Below are 22423 nucleotides of genomic sequence, written 5' to 3'. Positions count from 1 at the left end.
GCGGTGCGGTCCGCGGTCGGTCGTGCCGGCACGGGCGGGGAGCCGATTGCCGACGGCTACTCGTCGGTCTCGTCGACGACCGCGCCGGGCGCGTTCGACTTGACGCTTCGAAGCCCCTGTTTCGCCTTCTGTTTGGAGGCGTACCCCTGTCCGCTGTCGGCGATGACGTTGCCGTTGTCGTGGACGAGCCGCCAGCGGTACTCGTCGGCGTTGTCGCGGAACAGCTCGAAGGTGGCGTCGCTGCCGCCCTCGTCCGGCGCCTCCTCGTCGCGCGAGACATCGACGACGTGCGCGCCCGGCGCGTTCCGCTGGACGCTCTCGATCCCCGACCTCGCGTCGCGCTTGTCCGCGTACCCCTCGCCGCCGTCGGCGATGATGTTGCCGTTGTCGTGGCGGAGCCGCCACCGGAACTGGTCGGCGCTGTCGGCGTACAGCTCGAACGTCGCCTTGCTCGCGGCCGCGTCCTCGTCGACGGCGGCCGCCTCGTCGGGCCACTCCATCTCGACCTCGAAGTGAACCGTTCCCTCCTGACGTTCGAGTTCGACCTCGACGTCGCCGGTCGCGGCCGCGTCGACCGTCACCGATCCGGCCTCGTCGACCGGCACCGGATCGCCCCGTCCCAGCGCGCGAGCGATCCGCCGAAGGTACGTGGCCAGCCCCTGTCGCGTCCGCGACCGCCTCGACTCGTGGATGGTCTCGTCTGACATACACGGGAAACGTCACCGCCGCGAAACAAAAGCGTATGCCCGAACCGGGGCGTCGCTCGCGCGCGATACGTTATTCTACGCCGCGCCCGGCCGCTCCGCGATGATCGTCTCGCCCGCGCGGACGCTGTCGCCCTCGGTGACGAGCAGATCCTCGCGGGTCACGTCCGCCGGCAACACCACGTCCGCGCGCGAGCCGAACGAGACGTGGCCGACGCGGTCGCCGCGCTCGACGCGGTCGCCGGGTTCGACCGACGGGTGGATCCGGCGGGCGAACCAGCCCGCGATGACGAGCAGTTCGTACTCCCCGAAGTCGACGGCGACCTGCTCGTTGCGGTCCGACTCCTTGTCGAACGCCGGGCGGTTCGCGCCGGGGCGGTGACGGACCTCGCGGACCTCGCCGGCGAGCGGCGCGCGGTTGACGTGGACGTCGGTGACGTTCATGAACACGCCGACGCGGAGCCGCGAGCCCTCCTCGCGCACCACGGAGACGGTGCCGTCGGCCGGCGAGACGACCGTCTCGTCGCCCGTCGGCTGGTCGCGCTCGGGGTCGCGGTGAAACCAGAGGACCCCGAGCGCGAGCGCGACGAGCGCGGCGCCGACGGGCGGGACGAACGGCAGCGCGACGGCGCCCGCGAGCGCTGGGACGAGCGCCAAGTCCCACGCGGCGTCGACGACCGGGAACGGGAGGAACCGGGCGAGCGGCGGCGTTCGGGTCACGGACCGACCTCCGCGTCCCGCAGCGCGGGCGAGAGCTCGGTCCGCCCCGCGGCCCACGCCGCGAGCAGGTGGACGAGGTGGGTCGTGTCGTCCAGCCCGTCGGACATGTCGAGGTCGGCCTCGCCCGCGAGCGCGTGGAGCCGGGCGAGGTCGTCGCCGCCGTACTCGGAGCCGGCGCGGGCGACGCGGAGCGTCTCGCGGAGCAGCTCCTGCCCGTCGTACCCCTCGTCGAGGAGGTCGTCGAGCGTCGAGCGCGCGTCCTTCAGCTCGCCGGCGCGGGCGTCGGCGAGCGCCTCGCGGAGCGCGTCGTCGTCGCCGACCTCGCCCAGGGTCTCGTAGGCGGTCGACATGGAGATCTCGTCGCCCTCGACCGCGGTCGCCTGCGCCGAGAGGATCGCCTCCCGGAGGTCGCCGCCGGCCGCGCTGGCGACGAACTCCAGTCCGTCGCCGTCGTACTCGACTCCCTCCCGGTCGCAGATCGTCCCGAGGACGTCGATCGTCTCGTCGGTCGTCGGCGACCGGACGCGGACCGGGAAGCAGCGCGACCGGATCGGGGCGATGAGCTTCGAGGGCTGGCGGGTGGCGATCACGAACTGGGTGGTCCGGTGGTGCTTCTCCATCACGCGGCGCAGCGCCTGCTGGAAGTCCTCGCGGATCGCCTCCGCGTTGTCCAACAGGACCGTCTTGTACTCGCCGGACATCGGCGCGTACGACGCGGACTCCTTCAGCACGCGGTTTATCATGTCGCGTTTCGCCATGCTGCTCCGCCCTTCGAGGAACCCCTCGAACCGCGGGTCCGTCCGGATCTCCTTTTTCGTCCGGCCGAAGAAGTCGGCCACGTTGATCTCGATGAGGTCGGCGTCCGGGTCGGCGTGCGACGCGTCGGCGAGCGCCCGCGCCGCCGCCGTCTTCCCGACCCCCGGCGGTCCCTGAACGACGAGGTTCATCGGCTCGTCGACGGCCCGGCGCAGGCGGTCGCGAGCCTCGTCCTGCCGGATCTCGTCGAGGGCGGGCGCGTGCGTGTCTATCCACAGCGGTCCCTGCATTACCGTCGAGTGGGGGCCGCGCGGTCAAGAATCGGTCGGTCGGCGCGCCGAGACGGGGCACTCTCGACGGCAGCGCCGAGAGCGCGCCCCGAACCGGAGTCGGCCGTCAATTCGTTACGATCGCCCCCATACGAATCGTTTAAAATTAGGGTGTCGACGACGGTCCGACAGTCAATTTCACCGCCGCAAGCGGACTTATAGCCTCCTTTCGGCGCTTTGAACCTGTCTGTGTTTTTTAATAATACATCGAGTAAATGAACATCAATCGTTAAGTATGGCCCATCCGAACGAGTGAGTACATGTCACGTGACAACAACGCAGATTCGGAGAACAGACTCACCCGTCGCCACTACGTAGCTGGCGCGGGAAGCCTCGCAACCGTGGGGATCGCCGGCTGTTCCGGCGGCGGCGACGGCGGGGACGGCAGCGGTGACCCGGTCGAGGTGCTTCACGGGTGGACCGGCGGCGACGGGGCCGCGGCGGCCGAGGCGCTCGAGGAGGCGTTCAACGAGGCGCACCCCGACACCGGTCTCGATATGAACCCCATCGGGGGCGGCGGTAACCAGAACCTCGACGCCGTGGTCGCGAACCGGCTCCAGAGCGACGACCCGCCGGGAGCGTTCGCCGGCTGGCCCGGCCCGAACCTGCTCCGTTACCAAGGCGTCCTCGGCAGCGTCGACGACGTCTGGGACGAGAACGACTTCGAGGACGTGATGGTCGAGGAGGCAATGGACCTCCACCAGCAGGACGGCAGCTACCGCGCCGTGCCGCTCGGGTCGCACCGGCTGAACTGCCTCTTCTACAACGTCTCCGTCGTCGAGGACGCGGGGGTCGACATCGACTCGCTCGACAGCCCCTCGGCGCTCATCGACGCGTTGGAGACGGTCTCGAACGAGACCGACGCGATCCCGATGACCCACGCGATGGCGGGCACCTGGACGACTACCCAGCTGTGGGGCGCCGTGTTGCTCGGCGAGAGCGGCTACCAGCCGTACATGGACTTCCTCGAGGGCAACGGCGACGAGGAGGCCGTCCGGTCGGCGTTCGAGACGACGGCAGAGATCCTGGAGAACTACATCAGCGACGACGCGTCCTCGATCGCGTTGACCGAGTCGAACCAGAACATCATCAACGGCGACGCCGCCTTCATCCACCAGGGTAACTGGGCGGCGGGCGCGTTCCGGAACGCCGAGGACTTCGACTACGAGGACGACTGGGGCTTCAAGACGTTCCCCGGCACGGAGGGGATGTACACGCTCCACTTCGACTCGTTCATCTACCCGGCGAACAACCCGACGCCCGAGGCCTCGAAGACCTGGGCGGCGTTCGCCGGCAGTCCGGAGGCCCAGATCGCGTTCAACCAGTACAAGGGTTCGATCCCGACCCGGACCGACGTGAGCATGGACGAGTTCGGTCCGTACCTCCAGGAGACGGCCGAGGACTTCGCGAACGCAGAGTACCGACCGCCGAACCTCCAGCACGGACTCGGCGTCCCCTCCGAGACGATGACGGCGCTCAACGACGTCATCTCCTCGGAGTTCACCGGCCCGTACAACGTTGACGCGGCGACGACCGGCTTCCTGGACGCGGTGTCGAACTGAGCACGACCAGATGCTCGATTTTTACCGTCGACTGTACCGGACGATCAGGCCCTCCTTGGGGGACGACGAGGATGCGGTCCGCACGGACGGCGGCGTCGTGAACGACGGCGCCGCCGGGTCCGCGCCCGAACCAGACCGGGACTTCCGGACTCGTGTCGAAGCGGCGCTGGACCGGCACTTCGGGAGCGACTTCATCGAGTCGTCGGTCTTCTGGCTGCCGCCGTTCCTGCTGATGGGGCTGTTCGTCTACGGTGCGGTCATCTGGAACCTGCTGATCTCGCTGACCGACTACCAGCGCTTCGAGAACGCGCCGGACTACACGGACCTCGACCTCGAGATGTACACCCGGGCGCTCGCGGACTCCGGGTTCGTCGACGCCGCGATCAACACGCTCATTCTGCTCGTCGCGTTCACTGCGGGGACGCTCGTGGTCGGTCTCCTGTTGGCGATCCTGATAGACAGGGGGATCCGATTCGAGAACACGTTCCGGACGATCTACCTCCTGCCGATGAGCCTCTCGTTCGTGGTGACGGCGCAGTTCTGGCTGTGGATATACAACTACAACAACGGGATCGCAAACAGCGTCATCGGCACCGTCGGACTCGGTCCGGTGAGCTGGCTCGGCAACCAGGACATCGTCCTCTACGCGATCATCTTCGCGTTGATGTGGCAGTTCTCGGGGTACGCGATGGTCGTGTACCTCGCCGGGCTTCGAGCCATTCCGAGCGAACACTACGAGGCCGCCAAGGTCGACGGTGCGTCGACCCTGAAGATGTACTGGCGCGTGATCATTCCCCAGCTGAAGGGCGCGACCATCAGCGCCGCCGTGGTGCTGATGGTGTTCGGCATGAAGGCCTTCGACTTCCTCTACTCGCTGTCGGGGGGGTACCGGCCGCCGAACGGCGCCGACATCCTCGCGACGAAGATGGTGCGTGAGGCGTACGCGAACCTCAACTGGGCGTACGGGTCGGCGATCGCCATCGTCCTGTTCGCGATGGCGCTCGGCGTCATCGGCCCCTACCTCGTGTACGAGTACCGGAGGGACAACCTATGAGTGACGGAGAACTTCGAACTGACGGCGGTGCGACGACAGATGTCCGCTGGAATCTCGAGGGAGTGACGATCGAGGACGCCGCGCTGTACATCGTGTTGCTGCTGGCGGCGGCCTTCTACCTCGTCCCCATCGAGTCGGGGCTGGTGACCTCGTTCAAGACCGGCACGGCGATCGTCGAGACGGCGCCGTTCGCTCCACCGGGAGCGTCGGGACTCACCTTCGAGAAGTGGGGGTCGGCGATCGACGCCCTGCTTCGCGGAATGGGGAACAGCCTGCTGTACGCCGTGCCCGCGACGGTTATCTCGGCGTTCGTCGGGAGCATCACCGCGTACGGACTGACGATCCCGACGTGGAAGAAGTCGTACAAGGCGGTGGTGCTGATGTTGATCATCGCCGGGATATTCATCCCGTACCAGGCCGTGCTGGTCCCGCTGACCCAGTTCTGGTCGCAGTGGGTCCAGCTCGGCGAGGCGCTCTCGTTCGTCTGGGCGCTCGGCATTCCGAACGATTACGCCGGCATCATCGAACTGGTGATCACCCACGTCGCCTACGGGATCCCGATCTGTACGCTCCTGTTCCGGACGTACTACAAGACGATGAGCGAGGAGATGATCGAGTCGGCCCGCCTCGACGGGGCGACGCTCCGCCGGGTGTACCGGCGGATCGTCCTCCCGCTGTCGGGACCGATGTTCGCGGTCGTCCTCATCTATCAGTTCACCCAGATCTGGAACGACCTCCTCTTCACGCTGGTGATCGTCTCGACGGAATCGAGCCCCGCGGCGCCCGTCGTGTTGATCCTGGCGGGTCTCGGGACCTCGCTGGAGGGGCAGGACTTCGCGCTCCGGATGGCTGGAGCGTTCTTCGCGGCGCTGCCGACGCTTGCGGTGTACATCCTGTTCGGCGAGGAGTTCGCCGAGGGGGTGGCGGCGTGACCCGCACGCCGAACTCGTCCGGCGACGGGCGTCGCCCGAGACGGGGGCGTGCGGACTGCGGCGCGGCGCGGCGCGAAAACGACTACACGACACCGACCACAACTCAAAGATATGGCAACGCTTGAACTCGACTCGATAACGAAGACGTTCCAGGACGGAGACGAGGAGATCGTCGCGGTCGACGACGTCTCGATGTCGATCGACGACGGCGAGTTCCTCGTCGTCGTCGGTCCGTCCGGCTGCGGGAAGTCCACGACGCTCCGGATGATCGCCGGCTTGGAGACGATCACCGCCGGCACGCTCAGCATCGACGACCGCGTCGTCAACGACGTGAAATCACAGAACCGGAACATCGCGATGGTGTTCCAGTCGTACGCGCTCTACCCGCACATGAGCGTCCGGCAGAACATGTCGTTCGGTCTCGAGGAGTCGACCGACCTCCCGGACGACGAGATCAACCAGATGGTGTCCGAGACGGGCGAGATGCTCGGTATCTCGGAGCTGCTCGACCGAAAGCCGACCGACCTCTCCGGCGGCCAGCAGCAGCGCGTCGCGCTCGGTCGCGCCATCGTCCGCGATCCCGAGGTCTTCCTGATGGACGAGCCGCTCAGCAACCTCGACGCGAAGCTCCGCGCGGAGATGCGGACCGAGCTTCAGCGGCTCCAGAACAACCTCGGCGTGACCACGGTGTACGTCACCCACGACCAGACGGAGGCGATGACGATGGGCGACCGGATCGCCATCCTCGACGCGGGCGAGCTCCAGCAGGTCGCGACGCCGCTGGAGTGTTACCACGAGCCGGCCAACCAGTTCGTCGCGAGCTTCCTCGGCGAGCCGTCGATGAACTTCTTCGACGTGACGCTGGAGGGCGACCGGCTGGTGGCCGACCCCTTCGAGTACCCGATCGACGAGGACATCCGGTCGGATATCGGTGACGTGACCGACCTCGTTTTGGGGATCCGCCCCGAGGCCGTCGAGCTTGTCGACGAGGCGGGCGACCACGAGTTCGAGACCACCGTCGACGTCGTCGAACCGATGGGCGACGAGAACACGGTGTACCTCCACTTCGACCCCGACGCCGACCCCGAGCACGCGGACGCGCTCGTCGCGACGATAGACGGGTTCAACCGCGTCAGTGAGGGGAACACGGTGACCGCGCGGATCCCGGAGGACGCGGTCCACCTCTTCGACCGCGCCACGGGCGAGGCACTCCACAACCGGTCGATGGAGGACGCGGCCGAGCAGATCGATCTCTGACCGGCGTCACGCGTCGACGCGGTTTTTTTGCGAACGGTTCGCTCGTCCCGGTCACCAGTACTTGGTCCGGCCGACGCCCTCGGTGAGCAGCGCCGCGGCGGCGACGTGGGCGTACGCGCTCCACGCGAGCGCGACGAGCGCGGCGACGCTCCGCGTGGCCGTCGTCGCGAGCGCAGTCCACGCGACGACCACGAGGACCGTCGCGCCGACCCACGCGAGGAAGTACGAACTGGAGGCGGTCCCGCGGAGAGCGTCCCGTCGGAGGCCGGCGCGGAGTCCCTCGCGAACGCTCACGGCCGCCGCCGACGGGAAGAGGTACGCGCAGACGACCGTGACGAGGAGCGCGACGGTCGAGAGCGTCGCGAGTCCCACGCCGCTCAGCGCGCTCGGGATCGTTCCGGTCGCGACGACGTAGCCGACGCCGACGACGGTGACGACCGCAGGGGTGAGATAGACGGCGGCGACGCCGAAGAGCCGTCCGGCGAGTCGCGCCGTGGTCCCCGTCGCGACCGACGGGAACCCGTCGCCCGCGAGCACGCCCCCGACGAGACCGAGGAACGCGGCGAGCGGGCTGACGGCCAGCAGCAGCGGCGCCAGCAGCGCCCAGTCCGGCCAGAGGCTCGCCGCAATCCGGAGCAGCGCGCCGCCGAGGAGCAGCGCCGCGAGGCACTTCGCGGTGCCGTCCAGCCGCGCTCGGTCGGCGACCGGGTAGCGGAGGGCTTCGGGGAACATCTCACGCACCTCTCGGCCGCGCTGCGGCGCCGCGTGTCGGCCAACCGTCGGTCGGTTCGAACACGTTCGACCGGGTCGCAGTCGGTCCGCAAAACGGTGTCGGTCGCACCCGCGGCGGGGAACGTCGATCGGTCACTCCCGGATCCGCTCCATCTCCCGGCGGATGCCGCCTCGGACACGGTCGGCGACGTCGCCGTCGGCCGAATCGTCGACCGTCTCGGCGTCCTCGGTCTCCAGCAGGCGGTCGAGTTTGCGCTCAAACTCCCGCTCGTCGATCTCGCCGTTGGCGTACCGCTCGCGGAGCGCGTCGAGTGCGGGGTCGCCGGTCGCGTCCTCGCGGTCGTCGGGGTCGGCGTCCGGGACCGGCTTCGTCAGAGTGTGAAGGACGGGGAGGGCGATGCCGAGACCGAAGAACCACACGAGCGGGAGGGTCCACCAGAGGTTGGTGAGGAGGGGAGCGGCGACACCGACGCCGACGACGCAGAGCGCGAAGATCCGCCGCCAGCGGTGGCGGAGGTTCCACGCGACCCGGCGGGCGAGTCCGGTCATACCCGCAGCGACGCCTGCGAGGCTGAAAGCGGTTTCGTCGGCGGTCCGCGGCGGGTCGCGACGGATCGCGGGGTCGTCACGCGCGCTCGCGGTCCTCGATCACCAGTCGGTCGCCGGGGTCGACCCCGTGGCGGTCGCTCCACCCGCGCGGCACTTCGAGGACGTACCGCCCGGTCCCCTCGTAGCGGGTGAGCGGCCGCGACTCCGGCGCTGCCTCGTGGATCGTCGTGACGGTTCCGTTCGCGTCGGCGAAGACGATGTCGAGCGCGAACGCCATGTCGCGCATCACGTAGGCGCGCTCCGCGGAGTCAGCGTGGACGAACAACATCCCCTCGGCGGCGTCGAGTTCCTCGGTCGCGGAGAGCCCGACGTACCGCTTCACGAAGCCGTCCGCGACTCGGGCGTCGACGGTCGCGAGCGACTCGCCGGTGTCGCCGTCGACGGCCTCGACCGTGGCGGTGTCGTAGCCGGTGATCAGGAGGGCCGGACTCGTCGCGGCGACGGCGGCTCCGGCGAGGGCGATCAGCGCGAGGGCGGCCGCGACCCCGATGAGGCGGCGGTTCACGGTCGAGGTTCGCGTCGCGGAAGGAAATCGTTTTCCGCTCTCGGGGGGTTGTTTCGGTGAGGGCTCGTGGTCTAGCTGGTTATGACGCGGCCTTTACAAGGCTGAGATCGGCGGTTCGAACCCGCCCGAGCCCATTTCTGGGACGAACGAAGTGAGTCACAGGTATGCGAGGGCGGTTCGAACCCTGAAAGACGCAGCGTCGAGCGAAGCGAGACGACCGTCTTTCTCCGGTTCGAACCCGCCCGAGCTACGTTTTCGAGACGAGCAAGCGGGTCAGGAGCGCACACTAACTCTCACAGGTCGTCAGTCTCAAACTTCCAGAGTCCGGCCAGTGGGGGTGCGAGAGTCCAGAAAACCATCATCGCTGCCGCAGATATCTGGATCCGCCGCTGAGTTCCCGTTATCTCGCCGGACTGAAGTAGGATATCAGTGATGACCCCGAACGCACCGGAAGGTCGCCCGACTCTGAGCAGCGTGTACAGTTCCTGGCCGGTGATCGGGAGCCACGATGGGTCCGCGGCAGTCAGCCAGAGTGATAGCGGGACTTCTGCGACGGACCAGACCGGGATGAACAGCACGTATATCGCGAGTCCGCCGATGAGGGCGCGCGTCTGCGTCGACACTGCCGCAGAGAACCCAACGGCGATTCCGATGAACGAGCTTCCGAGCAGACAGGCGAAGAAGACGTATGCTGCGAACTTCACCAAATCAAGCTCAAGCGGGCCGACCGCAAGCAGTAGGGCAGGGAAGACAAACGCGGTGATAACAGACAGAGAGAAGGCGATCGATCGACCTGCGAGCTTTCCGAGAACCACGTCAGCCCGGGAATTCGGCAAAGAGAGCAGAAGCTTGATCGACCCCGACTCGCGTTCGCCGCTGATCGCGTTGTAGCTGATGACTAATGCGGTAAGCGGCACGAGTGTTCCGACCATGAATCCGATGAGCCGCGCGTTCAGGAACGCATTCGAGGAAACAGTTTCGCCGGCCGGCGGTCGTACCTGATACGCGACGAAAGAGACGAGACTGAGGAACAACAGAGTCAAGCCGAGTAGCCAACGGGATCGAACCGCGTCGCGGAAGTCCTTTTTTGCGATCGCAATCACACTCATTGGTCGCTCACCCCCTCACTTACGGCGTCATCTCCCGGTGAATCTCCTGAGGACGGAGTCGACACCTGTTCGTCCCGGACGCGTTCATTCGCCGCGTCGCCCTCCGTGTACGCCAAGAAGAGATCCTCCAGCGACGCCTCGCGGGTGTGGAAGTCGTCGACCGCGACGCCGGCGTCCTCCAAGGCGGCGATCACGTCGGTCTTCGCGTCGCTGGCGCAGTTCACCACTAAGTCGTCGCCGTCGCGGGTGACGCCGGAGACGCCGGCGAGCGCGCGGACCGCCGCGACCGCGTCGTCGTCGGCGCCCGCGGCCGCGACCTCCAGCGTCTCCTCGCCGCCGACTGCCTCGCGGAGGCCCTCGACGGAGTCCTCGGCCACCAGCTCGCCGTCGCGGAGGATGCCGACGCGGTCGCAGACGGCGTCGACCTGTGCGAGGATGTGCGAGGAGAAGAAGACGGTGGCGCCGCGGTCGGCCTCCGTCCGGACGATCTCGCGCATCTCCTTGGCGCCGGCCGGGTCGAGACCGGAGGAGGGCTCGTCGAGGATCAGCAGGTCGGGGTCGCCGACGAGCGCCATCGCGAGGGCGAGCCGCTGGCGCATCCCCTTCGAGTACTCGCCGGCGGAGCGGTCGCCGTCGCCGTCGAGACCGACGCGGTCGAGCAGCGCGTCCGGGTCGTCGCCCGCGCCCTTCGACTCGACGGCGAACTCGACGTGTTTTCGCCCGGAGAGCCGGTCGTACACCGAGAAGCCGTCCGGGAGCACGCCGGTCCGCCGGCGGATCTCGACCCCGTCGGTCGCGACGTCGGCACCGAGGACGCGGACCGTCCCCGCAGTCGGGCGGACGAGGTCGAGGAGCATGTCGATCGTCGTGGACTTACCGGCGCCGTTCGGCCCGAGGAACCCGTACACCTCGCCGTCTTCGACGGTGAGATCGAGGTCGCGAACGGCCGTGACGTCGGCGAACTCCTTCTGGACGCCGCGCAGTTCGATCGCGGTCATGCCTTCCGGTTCCGGCGTGAGTTGATAAAGGGTTGTGGGTCGAGATGCGCGACGCCCGCTCACTCGAAGACTATGTCGGAGAACATACCTGTCTTCCGCCGTCAGAAGTGTTTGCTCAAAAGTAATAAAGATCAATTCGTAGTTCTCTGACTGCTTTTCGCCAAGCGAGACGAACCGGTACGCGGGAGAAAGAGAGCAGTTTTTGGGCGTTTTAACGCCTATAAATGGAGATCTGTCCCCGTGGAAAAATTTAAATGATAATATCATACATACCTCATCGGTATGGTTCCGATACCACTTCAGGCAGCTGTCGAGTTTGCGCACAGTCCGCTACTAACGTTCATAATTGGCCTGATAATTGTGGTGGCCCTACTGGTGTGGCTGGACCTCCCGGCGTTCATCGGGCTGATCATCTCGGCGTTCCTGGTCGGCGTGGTAAACACGATCTTCGTCGCCGACTTCACAGCCGCCGACGCCGGCAGCCAAGTCGCGACGGCGTTCGGCAACGGTATGGCGGGGATCGGGATACCGATCCTGATGGCCGCGATAATCGGGAAAGGGATGTTAGAGAGCGGCGCGGCACAGCGGATCGTCCGCGGGTTCCAAGGCGTACTCGGCGAGAGCAACTCGGACATCGCGCTGCTCGGGAGCAGTTCGGTGCTCGCGATTCCGGTGTTCTTCGACAGCGTGTTCTACCTCATGGCACCGCTCGCCCGGTCGATGCGCGCCCGCGTCGGTCGGGACTACACGCTGTTCATCGTCGTCGTCGGCGCGGGGGCCGCGACGACGCACGTGTTCGTCCCGCCCACGCCCGGCCCGCTCGCGGTCGCCGATCAGGTCGGGAGCAACCTGTTCACGACCATCGTCGTCGGACTGGCGGTCGCCATCCCGGCGGCGATCGTCTCCGGACTCGTCTACGGACGCTGGATCAACAACCGGCTCGACATCCCGCTGCGGGACACGATGTCGACCTCGACGGACGAGCTACAGGAGGTCGCGGACCGACCGACCAGCGAGCTTCCGGGAGTGATCGAGTCGCTGGCACCGATCCTGCTTGCGGTCCTGCTGATCGCGTCCTCGACGTTCGTCAACACGTTCCAAGACCTGTTTCCGGTCCTGGCCTCGGTACAACCGGTCACGGACTTCATCGGGAACAAGAACGTCGCGCTGACGATCGCCGCGCTCGCGGCCGCGTACACGTTCTACCGCTTCGAAGACATGAGCCAGAGCGAGTGGAGCGACGAACTCACCAAAGCGCTCCAGAGCGGCGGGAACATCGCCGCGATCACGGCGGCCGGCGGGGCGTTCGGCGCGCTGCTCGCCGCCTCCGGGATCGGTGACTACCTGGCCAACGCGCTCCAGGAAGTGGGTATCGGCCTGCTGATCACGGCCTGGCTCATCGCCGCGATTGTGCGCGTCGCACAGGGGTCGGCCACGGCCGCGATGCTGACCGCCGCGGGGATCATGGCGCCGCTCACCGGCCAGCTGACCGTCCACCCGGCCTACCTCGTGATGGTCATCGGCGCCGGCGGGAACATCTTCTCGTGGTTCAACGACTCCGGCTTCTGGCTCGTCAGCGAGATCGGAGGGCTCACCAAGCGGGAGACGCTCCAGACGTGGACCGCCCTCACGACGATCATCTCGGTGACCGGGCTCGTGACCGTGCTGATCGTCTCCAGGATCGTTCCGCTCGTCTGACTCCGGTCGGATCGTTTCACCGACTCGTCCGGACAGTTTTTCTCGAACGGCTCCGCCGAGAATCGACTCGCCGCTACTCGTTGCCCTCGGGCGGCCAGTCGACGCCGCGCGCTTCGAGCAGGTCGGCAAATTCGTCCTCGTCGACGACCGGCACGTCCTCGGCGGCCGCGTCGTCGCGCTTCGACCGCCCCGGACTCTCGCCGGCGACGAGGTAGTCGGTGTTCCCGGAGACGCTCGACGTCGCCGACGCGCCGTGCGCCTCGACGTGCGCCTGCGCCTCGCTCCGCGGGACGGAGAGCGAACCGGTGAACACGAAGGTGAGTCCGTCGAGCGCGTCGGTCGGTCCGTCGGCCGCGTCGGTCTCGAACGGCTCGGGGTCGACGCCGCGCTCGCGGAGCCCGTCGATCGCCGCGCGGTTCTCCTCGCGGTCGAGGAAGGTCCGGATCGACGCGGCCACCTCGGGACCGACGTCGTCGACGTCGCGGAGGGCCGCCTCGTCCGCGTCGAGGAGGGCGTCGAGCGTCCCGAAGTGCGCGGCGAGCGCCCGAGCCGTCGTCGCGCCCACGTCGGGGATCCCCAGCCCGGCGAGGAAGTCGTCGAGCGGCGGGTCTCGGGTCGCGTCGAGTTCGGCGATCAGTTTCTCGGCGCTCGTCTCGCCCCACCCCTCCAGCTCGGCGAGCTCCGCGGCGGTCAGGTCGTAGAGGTCCGGCAGCGACTCGACGAGTCCGGTCTCGCGGAGCTGTTCGACCCGCTCCGGACCCAGCCCCTCCACGTCGAGCGCGTCGCGGCGCGCACAGTGTTCGACCGCCCGCTCCAGCTGGGCGGAGCAGCCCAGTCCGCCGGTACAGAACGCGAGCGGACCGTCCCGCTCGACGTCGGCCCCGCAGACGGGACACGCGTCGGGGAACGCGTAGGTCCCCTCGGAGCGCTTTTCGACGACCTCCGGGACGTAGGGAATCACGTCGCCCGCGCGGTAGATCCGGACGCGGTCGCCGACGTTCACGCCGAGCGCCTCGATCTCGGCGGGGTTGTGGAGGGTCGCTCGCGAGACGGTGACGCCGCCGACGTCGACGGGGTCCAGTTCGGCGACGGGCGTGAGCCGCCCGGTGCGGCCCACCTGAACCGTGACTCCCTCGACGGTCGTCGTCGCGGTCCGCGGCGGGAACTTGTGGGCGAACGCCCAGCGCGGCGCGCGCGACGTGGTCCCGAGCGCCTCGCGGTGCGCGAGGGCGTCGACCTTGATCACGACGCCGTCGACCGCGTAGTTCAGGTCCTCGCGGACGGCCAGTATCTCGTCGCGGTAGTCGATCGCGGCCTCGATACTGTCGACGACCGCGACTCGGTCGTTCCGGCGGAGACCGAGCGACTCGAAGGCGTCGAGCGCGTCGCGGTGGCGCGCGGGGCGCTCGGGACCATCATCGTCCGCCTCCCACGCGAGTACGTCGAAGAAGAAGACGTCGAGGGGGCGCTCGGCGACGACCGCGGGGTCGAGCTGGCGGAGCGTGCCGGCCGCGGCGTTGCGAGGGTTCGCGAACGGCTCCTCGCCGCGCTCCATCAGCGCCTCGTTGTACGCCTCGAAGGCGTCGCGGGGCATGTAGACCTCGCCCCGGACCGCGAGCCGGTCGGGATGGTCGTCACCGCGCAGGCGCCCGGGCACCGACCGGATCGTGCGGACCTGCTCGGTGACGTCGTCGCCCTCGCGACCGTCGCCGCGGGTGGCCGCGCGGACGTACTCGCCGTCCTCGTACACCACCTCGATCGAGAGGCCGTCGAACTTCGGCTCGCAGACGTACGCGAGGTCGTCGGGTTCGAACCCGGAGAGGTCGCCGGAGTCGGCCGCGTCGGCCAGCCCCTCGCGGACGCGCTCGTCGAACTCGCGGACCGCAGCGGCGTCGGTCGCGTTGTCGATAGAGAGCATCGGCGCGACGTGCTCGACCGTCTCCAGCGCGTCGAGCGGCTCGCCGCCGATCTGTCCGGTCGGCGAGTTCTCGGTCGGGAGGTCGAACGCGTCTTCGAGGTCCCGCAGCCGGGCGAACAGCGCGTCGTACGCCTCGTCGGAGATCAGGGGGGCGGCCTCGACGTAGTACCGGTGGTCGTGCTCGCGGACCGCCGCCCGGAGCAGTTCGGCCTGCTCGGCGGCCTCGTCTTCGGAGAGGTCGTCGACCGGGTCGAAGTCGGTCGGGGGGTCCTCGACGTAGGGGTTCTCGTCCGGGTCCGCGTGCCGGGCCGACGACCCGGAGTGCGCGCTCGTCATCGACCAATCCTTGCGGCTACTCGGGTTAAAATCGACCGTTCGTGTCGCTCCGCGGGCGGGTACGCAGATCGGCGGAAACAGCTGTTTATAAATGAACGCGCGGTGCGGTCGGCGCGCCGGTGAGCGGCCGCCATCGGCGGCCGCGAACCGCCCGCGAGGGACGCGGTGAGCGCTCGGAGAGCGCGAACCGCGAGGCTGGGGAGGCGTGAGGTGCGGTCCCGCGAGCGACCGAAGGGAGCGAGCGGGAGCACGGAAGTCGCAGCCCGCGCAGCGAACGGTGCGAGGTGCGAGCGGAGCGAGCACCTCGATAAACGAGCGGCGAAGCCGCGAGTAGTGAGCGAGCAGGAACGTCTTCCGGCGGTTGCGGTGCGGTTCGGGGCGGGACTCAAAGGGGCAGTCGCGAGGGCGAAGGCGCGCGACGCAAGCACCGCAGGAGCGAGTGAAACGAGCGACGAGGAGCACAGCGAGCGCACCGAGCCCTCGCGACTGGGGCTTTGGAGGCCTTCACCGACGATCAGCAGTCAGTCATTTATAAACGAGCAGCTGGGGCTTTCGAAGCGTTCGCCGCAGAATCGTCGTTCAGTTATAAACACTCGACTGCGACGCCGCTCGGTTACTTATAAAGGCTGCCACCAGACTGAATTCTCTTATTCCACGCGCTCGCCGCGCGCGAACACGGCCTCGGGGTCCTGCCACGCCGTCACGTCCTCCGTGGGATCGGCGTCGAGGACGACGAGGTCGGCCTGATATCCCTCCTTGACGCGCCCGACGTCGTCGAGTCCGAGCAGGTCGGCGGCGTTGACGGTGGCGGCCTCCAGCGCCCGCTCCGGCGAGAGGCCGTGGTCGACCATGTACGCCAATTCCTGCGGAATCTCCTCGAAGAAGTTGAACGGCGTGCCCGCGTCGGTCCCCATCGCGATGGGGACGCCCGCGTCGAGCGCGTGGTCCCACGCGTCGTCGAAGCGGTTCGCCGCGTCTTCCGCCTTCGCGACGGCGTCCTCGGGGATACCGGCCTCGACGCCGTGCTCGACGATACCGCGGAGCGCGCTCGCGGTCGGCACCCAGTAGGTGCCGCGCTCGGCCATCATCTCGGCGGCCTCCCGGTCCATGAACGTCCCGTGTTCGATGCTGGAGATGCCGGCCTCGACGGCGTTTTTGATCCCCTCCTCGCCGTGGGCGTGGGCCGCGGTGGGGGTGTCGGTCGGCGCGGCCGCGTCGGTGAACGCGGCCAGTTCCTCGGGGGTGAGTTCGGGCGCGCCCGTCACCGCGCCTTCGGTGAGGACGCCGCCGGTGGCCATGCGACTTGAGCACGTCCGCGCCCGCCTTCAGCTGCTCGCGGGCCGCCTTCCGCACCTCCGCGGGACCGTCGGCCTCGCGACCGAACCAGTTGCCGTGGCCGCCGGTCATGATCACGTTGCGGCCGCAGGCGAGCACGCGCGGGCCGTCGATGTCGCCGGCGGCGACCGCCTCCGCGGCGTCGAGCGCGAGCGTCCCGCGGCTCCCGAGGTCGCGAACGGTCGTGACGCCGGCCGAGACCGCGGCGTCGAGGTTGCTCGCGGTCCGGTAGCTCGCGGTGTAGTCGCTGTCGGAGACCGCGGTCGCGACGTCCGGCCGGCCGTCCATCATGGCGTGGACGTGCGCGTCGATCAGTCCGGGCGCGACGACCTGCCCGCCGACGTCGACCTCGGTGGTCTCGCCGTCGTCGAACTCCGCGACCGCGTCGTCGACCGCCGCCGGATCGCCGACCGCGACGACCTCGCCGTCCGCGACCGCCACGTCGGCCTCGCGGGTCCCCGCGGCGTCCGCCACGCGACCGCCTCGAAATAGGTACATACCCTACAAGGGAGCGTCTAGCTGGTAAACGCTCGGGTCGCGGTAGTCGGGGGAGTCCGTCGCCGAATCGCGATATCCGCCCTCACTTATAAACGGGTGGGCGGAGTCGTTTCAGATATGGTAAATAACGATCCAGACCAAACGGGCGGACTGTACGAGCGGCGGATCGGCACGCCGACGACGAACGACGAGGTGAACGGCTACTGGCTGTTCGGGTTCGGGGTGCTGCTCGGGCTGGCCGGCGTCGCGCTGTTCTCCCTCACCGGCTCGGAGTCGACGACGCGGGGGATCGCGTACGCGCTCACGGCGCTGGCGCCGCCCTTCGTCATGCTCGGGGCAGTTATCCGCTTCCCGCTCCGGCGAGCCGGAACCTATCTCGGCTACCTGGGGACGGCCGTCAGCGTCCTCGGCGTCGTGTGGTTCGTGAACATTTTCCCCGACGGGTGGTTCACCGCGACCGGCGACCCGACCGTGATCACGGTGTACGGCGTTGGACTGCTGCTGATCGGTCTCGCCGGGACGGTCGTCCCGCTGCTCTCCGATCCGGTGTACGAAGACTACGAGCGGCTGCGGGGCGAGGCGGCCGCGGCGACCGAGGCGGCCAAGGGGACGACCGCGGAGCTGGACGCGACCGAGTCGGAGTTGGAAACGACCCGCGAGGAGCTGTCGGAGACGGAGTCGGCGCTCGAATCGGCCCGGGCGGAGACCGCGGCGCTGCGCGAGAGCAAGGCCCGGTTCGAGCTGTTCGAGGACGCGGGCGGGAAGCCCCGCTGGCGGCTCCGCCACCGCAACGGTAACGTCATCGCCTCGTCCGGACAGGGGTACAGCAGCCGCGGGAAGGCCCAGCAGGGCCTCCACAGCGTCCGGCGGAACGCGCTCGGCGCCGGCCTCCTCCGGATCGAGACCCCGGTCGCGGAGGCGGAGGCGGTCGCCGCCGACGACGGCCCGGAGCCGGCAGACGCCGCGGAGCCGGACGTCGCCATCCCGGACGAGGACGTGGTCCCGGAGAGTCAGGCGACCTTCGAGCTGTACGGGGACAGCGCCGACGAGTGGCGCTTCCGGCTCCGTCACGACAACGGTAACGTCGTCGGGGACTCCGGCGAAGGGTACGCCTCGGTGTCGAACGCGAAGCGCGCGCTCTCGAAGCTCCGCGACCACGTCGCGGCCGCGGACTACCTCCGGATCGACCCCGCGGCGTTCGAGGTGTACCGCGACGCCGCCGGCGAGTACCGCTGGCGGCTCGTCCACGAGAACGGGAACATCCTCGCCGACTCCGGCGAGGGGTACGCCTCCCGGTCGAAGGCCCAACAGGGTCTCGACAGCGTCAGGTCGAACGCGGGCGGCGCCGGGCTCGAATTCCCCGACTACGAGGACGCGGAGGGGAGAGCGGGCGACGGCGAGAGCAAGGCGACCTTCGAGGCCTACGAGGACAAAGGCGGTTCGTGGCGCTGGCGGCTCGTCCACGACAACGGGAACATCATCGCCGACGGCGGCGAGGGGTACGCCTCGGAGTCGAACGCGACGGACGCGGTCGAGCGCGTGAGCGAGTACGCGCCCGACGCGAGCGCGCTGGCGGCCGGGAGCGCGGCGTTCGAGATCTACGAGGACGCCGCCGAGGAGTGGCGCTGGCGGCTCCGCCACCGCAACGGTAACGTCCTCGCCGACTCCGGCGAGGGGTACGCCTCCCGGTCGAACGCCGTCGAGGCCGTGACGCGCGTGAAGGCGAACGCGCCCGGCGCGGAGACGGTCGAAAAGCAGGAGTAGAAGCAAGCGGTCCGTCGCGGTCGGTCGCGGCTTTTTCCGGGTCAGGTCGCCGCCAAGAGCTTCAGCCGCAGGTCGCGCTCGTCGACCTCGTACTTGAACGCCGGGTGGCCGTCGACCAGCACGTACGGGACGCGCTCGCCGTACTCCTCGGCCAGTTCGGGGTCGGTGTCGACGTCGACCTCGTCGAGTGCGACCGTCACGCCGTCGAGGTCGGCCGCGACCGACTCGATCGTCTCGCGGGCGACGACGCACAGCGAGCAGTCCTCGCGGGTGTAGAGGGTGACCGGGACGGTCGTGGGACCGTCCTCGGTCGACTCGTCGTCCCCGGTCACGGCTCGGTCTGTGGGTCGTCTGCGTCCGCGTCGCTCGCCTCCTCGTCGCCGGTCAGCTCCTCGGCGACCGTCGCGGCGTCCAGCAGGGCGGGGTCGACCGCGAGGTCGGCGACGGTCGCGACGAACTCCGGCAGCGACCGGCTCGCGTACGTCACGACCCGAACGTCGGGGTTCAGCTCCTTCGCGACCGGGATCCCGGTCGCCTCCTCGACGTCGGTGAGGACGAAGTAGGCGGCGTCGGCGATCCCCGCTTCTTCGAGCTTCGTCGCCGTGACGAGCCCGTCGATGCGGCGGATTTCGACGCCGAGCGCGGCCAGTTCCTCGCCGAGACCGTTCTCGTCGGAACCAGCAACGACGGCGAGCGGGCCCGCGGCGCGACCGCCGTCGGGCCGGGCGTGGGTCCCCGCCATCATTCGTACTCGATCGTCGCGGGCGGTTTGTGGGTCACGTCGTAGACGACGCGCGCCACGTTCTCGTTCTCGCCGGTGATCCGGCTCTGGATCCGCTGGAGCGTGCTCCAGTCCAGCTCCTGTGCGCGGGCAGTCATCCCGTCGCGGCTCTCGACGGAGCGCACCGCGACCACCCAGCCGTGGACGCGGTTGTCGCCCTTGACGCCCGTCGCCTTCCCGAGGACCGCGGCGAACGCCTGCCACGGGTCGTACTCCTCCAGCTCCTCCTCGACGACGTGGGTCGCCTCGCGGGCAACGGCCGCCTTCTCCGGGGTCACCTCGCCGACGATCCGGACGGCGAGTCCGGGACCGGGGAACGGCATCCGCTCGGAGATGATCTCTTCGAGACCGAGCGCGCGGGCGACCTCGCGCACCTCGTCTTTGTACAGGTCGCGCACGGGCTCGACGATCCCCTCGAAGTCGACGACCTCCGGGAGTCCGCCGACGTTGTGGTGCGACTTGATGTTCCCCTCCGACTCGATGCGGTCGGGGTAGATCGTCCCCTGAACGAGGTAGTCGGCGCCCACGTCGCGCGCGACCGTCTCGAACTCGTCGATGAACCCCTCGCCGATGACGTGTCGCTTCTCCTCGGGGTCGGTGACGCCGGCGAGGCGGTCGAAGAAGCGCTCTTGCGCCTCGATCACCCGCAGCGACTCCATGAACGAGAAGGTGTCGCGGATCTCCTCGGTCTCCCCCTTCCGCATCAGCCCCGTGTCGACGTAGACGGGAGTGAGCTGGTCGCCGACCGCCTCGTACGCGAGCGTCGCCGCGACCGAGGAGTCGACGCCGCCCGAGAGGGCGATCACGGCGTTCGCGTCGCCGATCGCCTCCCGGATCTCCGCTTTCGCCTCCGCGATGAATTCCTCCGTCTCGACCATCTATAGCCTCACGTCCGCGTTCCGCTCGGTTGTGTCCGTCGATTCCAGCGCCGCCTCGACGAGGGAGACGAACGGCGGACTCGCGCGGTCGGGGCGCGACCGGAACTCGGGGTGCGCCTGCGTGCCGAAGAAGAACGGGTGGTCCGGGCGTTCGAGGATCTCCATCCGGTTGTCCGCGCGCCCGGAGAAGACGAGTCCGTCCGCCTCCAGCGCGTCGATGTACTCGGGGTTCACCTCGTAGCGGTGGCGGTGGCGCTCGGTACAGGCGTCGGCGTCGTACACCCGCGCCGCGAGCGTGCCCGGCTCGATGTCGGTCTCGTGGGCGCCGAGCCGCATCGTCCCGCCCATATCCTCCGTCTCGTACTGGTCGGGGAGCAGGTCGATGACCGGGTGGGGCGTGTCGGGGTCGATCTCCGCGGAGTGGGCGTCAGAGAGACCGAGGACGTTGCGCGCGTGTTCGACGACGGCCATCTGGAAGCCCAGGCAGAGTCCGAGGAAGGGCACGCCGTTCTCGCGGGCGTAGCGGATCGCCTCGATCTTCCCGTCCGTGCCGCGGGAGCCGAACCCGCCGGGGACGACGACGGCGTCCGCCGCGGCGAGGCGCTTCTCGTGTTCCGCGCTGGTCTCGTCGGCGTCGACCCACAGCACGTTCACCTCGGTCCCCGTCTGGATTCCTGCGTGTTTCAGCGCCTCGTGGATCGACATGTACGCGTCTTCGAGGGCGTACTTGCCCACGAGCGCCACGTCGATCTCCCGGTCGCGGTCGCGCGTGACCAGGTCGCGCCACTCGGTCGAGCGGTCCTCCTTCGGGAGCGCCTCGTCGACGAGGCCGAGCCGCTCCATCACGTACTCGTCGAGCCCCTCGTCTTCGACCATCAGCGGGACGTGGTAGATGTCCTCGACGTCCGGGTTCGAGAAGACGGCGTCCGTGGGCACGTCGCAGAATAAGGCGATCTTCTCTTTCGTCTCCGGGTCCAGCCGGTCCTCGGAGCGCCCGACGAGGATGTCCGGCTGAAGCCCGATCGAACGAAGCTCCTTCACGGAGTGCTGGGTAGGCTTCGTCTTCTGCTCGCCGTTCTTCGAGTAGGGGACGAGCGTGACGTGGGTGAAGAGGATGTCCTCGTCGTCCTCCTCGTGGGCGAACTGGCGGAGCGCTTCGAGGAACGGCATGGACTCGATGTCGCCGACCGTCCCGCCGATCTCGACGAGACAGACGTCCGACCCCTCGGCGGCCTCGCGGATCCGCCGCTTGATGTCGTCGGTGACGTGGGGGATGATCTGGACGGTCTTGCCGAGGTAGTCGCCGGCGCGCTCGCGCTCGATGACGTGCTCGTACGTCTTCCCCGTGGTGACGTTGTGGTCGAACGTCATGTCGGTGCCGAGGAAGCGCTCGTAGTTGCCGAGGTCGAGGTCGACCTCGCCGCCGTCCTTTAAGACGTACACCTCGCCGTGCTCGTACGGGTTCATCGTCCCGGCGTCGACGTTGAGGTAGGGGTCCACCTTGACCGCGGTGACGTCGAAGCCCGCGTTGGCGAGAAGGCGCCCGGTGCTGGCGGCGGTGATGCCCTTGCCCAGCCCGGACATCACACCGCCCGTGACGAACACGAACTTCCGACCCAGCGAGGGGTCGTACCCCGTGTCGGGATCTGCTGGCATATCGACCGTCCGGCAGGCCGGGTCAAAACCGTTTCGGACCCCGTATTTTGCTGGACGTTCGTGTCTTTTCTGGACGTGTCAATACGCTGTTGAGAGGTTGGTCGTGGCGGCGTGAGAGATGCCTGCGTCGTGCCGGGGGGTCACCGACAAACCGGTGAATCGGGATCGATCACGGACGCCTCCAAAGCCCGAGCCGCGGCTACACGTGGGTAGCTACTGATCGACGGTGAACACCTCCAAAGCCCCAGCCGCGAGGCCCGCCCCGCACAGCACCTCACGCCTCCCCAGCCTC

Annotated in this window: 19 protein-coding genes, 1 tRNA gene and 1 pseudogene; 7 read left to right on the top strand and 14 right to left on the bottom strand. The window is 68.5% G+C overall.

From position 1 onward, the window contains the following. Nucleotides 1–56: 56 nt before the first annotated feature. From ACODNG_RS09905 to ACODNG_RS09895, 3 genes are all read right to left on the bottom strand, one after another. On the bottom strand, nucleotides 57–707 hold the full coding sequence (locus ACODNG_RS09905; protein WP_434521180.1) for an HVO_2922 family protein: 651 nt from the start codon (nucleotides 705–707) through the stop codon (nucleotides 57–59). Between the two features lie 75 nt (nucleotides 708–782). Further along, nucleotides 783–1424 (bottom strand): protein sorting system archaetidylserine decarboxylase, encoded by a 642-nt coding sequence (locus ACODNG_RS09900; protein WP_434521179.1) that lies wholly within the window; start codon nucleotides 1422–1424, stop codon nucleotides 783–785. Beyond that, nucleotides 1421–2470 (bottom strand): AAA family ATPase, encoded by a 1050-nt coding sequence (locus ACODNG_RS09895; RefSeq protein WP_434521178.1) that lies wholly within the window; start codon nucleotides 2468–2470, stop codon nucleotides 1421–1423. Before ACODNG_RS09895 ends, ACODNG_RS09900 begins: the two co-directional genes overlap by 4 nt. A 443-nt stretch (nucleotides 2471–2913) precedes the next feature. Here ACODNG_RS09895 and ACODNG_RS09890 point away from each other — a divergent pair, with 443 nt between their 5' ends. The 4 genes from ACODNG_RS09890 to ACODNG_RS09875 all read left to right on the top strand — a co-directional run bounded on the left by ACODNG_RS09890 (nucleotide 2914) and on the right by ACODNG_RS09875 (nucleotide 7314). Continuing rightward, nucleotides 2914–4071 carry an ABC transporter substrate-binding protein gene (locus tag ACODNG_RS09890; protein ID WP_434523086.1) on the top strand — a complete coding sequence of 386 codons (1158 nt, stop codon included), beginning with the start codon at nucleotides 2914–2916 and terminating at the stop codon, nucleotides 4069–4071. A gap of 10 nt (nucleotides 4072–4081) precedes the next feature. Further along, entirely contained in the window at nucleotides 4082–5125 is a 1044-nt protein-coding gene (locus ACODNG_RS09885) for a carbohydrate ABC transporter permease (protein ID WP_434521177.1), read from the top strand. After that, nucleotides 5122–6057 (top strand): carbohydrate ABC transporter permease, encoded by a 936-nt coding sequence (locus ACODNG_RS09880; RefSeq protein WP_209545346.1) that lies wholly within the window; start codon nucleotides 5122–5124, stop codon nucleotides 6055–6057. Before ACODNG_RS09885 ends, ACODNG_RS09880 begins: the two co-directional genes overlap by 4 nt. Nucleotides 6058–6168: 111 nt before the next feature. Beyond that, complete coding sequence (locus ACODNG_RS09875) at nucleotides 6169–7314, top strand: ABC transporter ATP-binding protein (RefSeq protein WP_434521176.1); 1146 nt, start codon at nucleotides 6169–6171, stop codon at nucleotides 7312–7314. 51 nt (nucleotides 7315–7365) lie between these two features. Here ACODNG_RS09875 and ACODNG_RS09870 read toward each other — a convergent pair whose 3' ends face one another. From ACODNG_RS09870 to ACODNG_RS09860, 3 genes are all read right to left on the bottom strand, one after another. Then, nucleotides 7366–8046: a hypothetical protein gene (locus ACODNG_RS09870; protein ID WP_434521175.1), complete on the bottom strand. Its 681-nt coding sequence runs from the start codon at nucleotides 8044–8046 to the stop codon at nucleotides 7366–7368. Nucleotides 8047–8178: 132 nt separating this feature from the next. Further along, nucleotides 8179–8595 carry an SHOCT domain-containing protein gene (locus ACODNG_RS09865; RefSeq protein WP_434521174.1) on the bottom strand — a complete coding sequence of 139 codons (417 nt, stop codon included), beginning with the start codon at nucleotides 8593–8595 and terminating at the stop codon, nucleotides 8179–8181. A 76-nt stretch (nucleotides 8596–8671) separates the two neighbouring features. Continuing rightward, nucleotides 8672–9160: a DUF192 domain-containing protein gene (locus tag ACODNG_RS09860; protein ID WP_434521173.1), complete on the bottom strand. Its 489-nt coding sequence runs from the start codon at nucleotides 9158–9160 to the stop codon at nucleotides 8672–8674. A gap of 60 nt (nucleotides 9161–9220) precedes the next feature. Here ACODNG_RS09860 and ACODNG_RS09855 point away from each other — a divergent pair. Beyond that, nucleotides 9221–9294 (top strand) — tRNA-Val (locus ACODNG_RS09855). Nucleotides 9295–9453: 159 nt separating this feature from the next. Here the strand turns inward: ACODNG_RS09855 and ACODNG_RS09850 are convergent. Beyond that, the gene (locus ACODNG_RS09850) at nucleotides 9454–10269 is read right to left on the bottom strand and encodes an ABC transporter permease (protein WP_434521172.1); all 816 of its coding nucleotides are present in this window, start codon (nucleotides 10267–10269) and stop codon (nucleotides 9454–9456) included. Beyond that, nucleotides 10266–11267: an ABC transporter ATP-binding protein gene (locus ACODNG_RS09845; RefSeq protein WP_434521171.1), complete on the bottom strand. Its 1002-nt coding sequence runs from the start codon at nucleotides 11265–11267 to the stop codon at nucleotides 10266–10268. Before ACODNG_RS09845 ends, ACODNG_RS09850 begins: the two co-directional genes overlap by 4 nt. Nucleotides 11268–11549: 282 nt before the next feature. Between ACODNG_RS09845 and ACODNG_RS09840 the strand changes: the two genes are divergently transcribed. Further along, the gene (locus ACODNG_RS09840) at nucleotides 11550–12965 is read left to right on the top strand and encodes a GntP family permease (protein WP_434521170.1); all 1416 of its coding nucleotides are present in this window, start codon (nucleotides 11550–11552) and stop codon (nucleotides 12963–12965) included. A 73-nt stretch (nucleotides 12966–13038) separates the two neighbouring features. Here the strand turns inward: ACODNG_RS09840 and ligA are convergent, their stop codons facing one another. Together ligA and ACODNG_RS09830 are read right to left on the bottom strand one after the other, a co-directional pair. Then, on the bottom strand, nucleotides 13039–15219 hold the full coding sequence (gene ligA, locus ACODNG_RS09835; RefSeq protein ID WP_434521169.1) for an NAD-dependent DNA ligase LigA: 2181 nt from the start codon (nucleotides 15217–15219) through the stop codon (nucleotides 13039–13041). A 647-nt stretch (nucleotides 15220–15866) separates the two neighbouring features. Then, nucleotides 15867–17052 (bottom strand): annotated as a pseudogene (locus ACODNG_RS09830) (amidohydrolase family protein). A 117-nt stretch (nucleotides 17053–17169) separates the two neighbouring features. Between ACODNG_RS09830 and ACODNG_RS09825 the strand changes: the two are divergent. Beyond that, nucleotides 17170–18816, top strand: coding sequence for an HVO_2922 family protein (locus tag ACODNG_RS09825; RefSeq protein WP_434521168.1), 1647 nt, complete (start codon nucleotides 17170–17172; stop codon nucleotides 18814–18816). A gap of 41 nt (nucleotides 18817–18857) precedes the next feature. On the opposite strand, the gene ACODNG_RS09820 is transcribed toward ACODNG_RS09825, so the two are convergent. Genes ACODNG_RS09820 through ACODNG_RS09805 form a run of 4 tightly spaced genes read right to left on the bottom strand, consistent with a single transcriptional unit; the run spans nucleotide 18858 to nucleotide 22131 of the window. Then, nucleotides 18858–19148, bottom strand: coding sequence for a glutaredoxin family protein (locus ACODNG_RS09820; protein WP_434521167.1), 291 nt, complete (start codon nucleotides 19146–19148; stop codon nucleotides 18858–18860). Continuing rightward, nucleotides 19145–19558 (bottom strand): DUF7126 family protein, encoded by a 414-nt coding sequence (locus ACODNG_RS09815; RefSeq protein WP_434521166.1) that lies wholly within the window; start codon nucleotides 19556–19558, stop codon nucleotides 19145–19147. Before ACODNG_RS09815 ends, ACODNG_RS09820 begins: the two co-directional genes overlap by 4 nt. Beyond that, a complete protein-coding gene (gene guaA / locus ACODNG_RS09810; RefSeq protein WP_434521165.1) occupies nucleotides 19558–20475 on the bottom strand; it encodes a glutamine-hydrolyzing GMP synthase in 918 nt (305 codons plus the stop codon). The genes ACODNG_RS09815 and guaA overlap by 1 nt, the downstream gene beginning before the upstream one ends. Continuing rightward, on the bottom strand, nucleotides 20476–22131 hold the full coding sequence (locus ACODNG_RS09805; RefSeq protein ID WP_434521164.1) for a CTP synthase: 1656 nt from the start codon (nucleotides 22129–22131) through the stop codon (nucleotides 20476–20478). It abuts the gene before it with no gap. Nucleotides 22132–22423: the final 292 nt, after the last annotated feature.

This window comes from Halorubrum sp. AS12 (assembly GCF_051122765.1).
Taxonomy (GTDB): Archaea; Halobacteriota; Halobacteria; order Halobacteriales; family Haloferacaceae; genus Halorubrum; species Halorubrum trapanicum.
The sequence above is the reverse complement of the archived record's forward strand: the minus strand, read 5'-3'. Positions and strand labels throughout refer to the sequence as shown.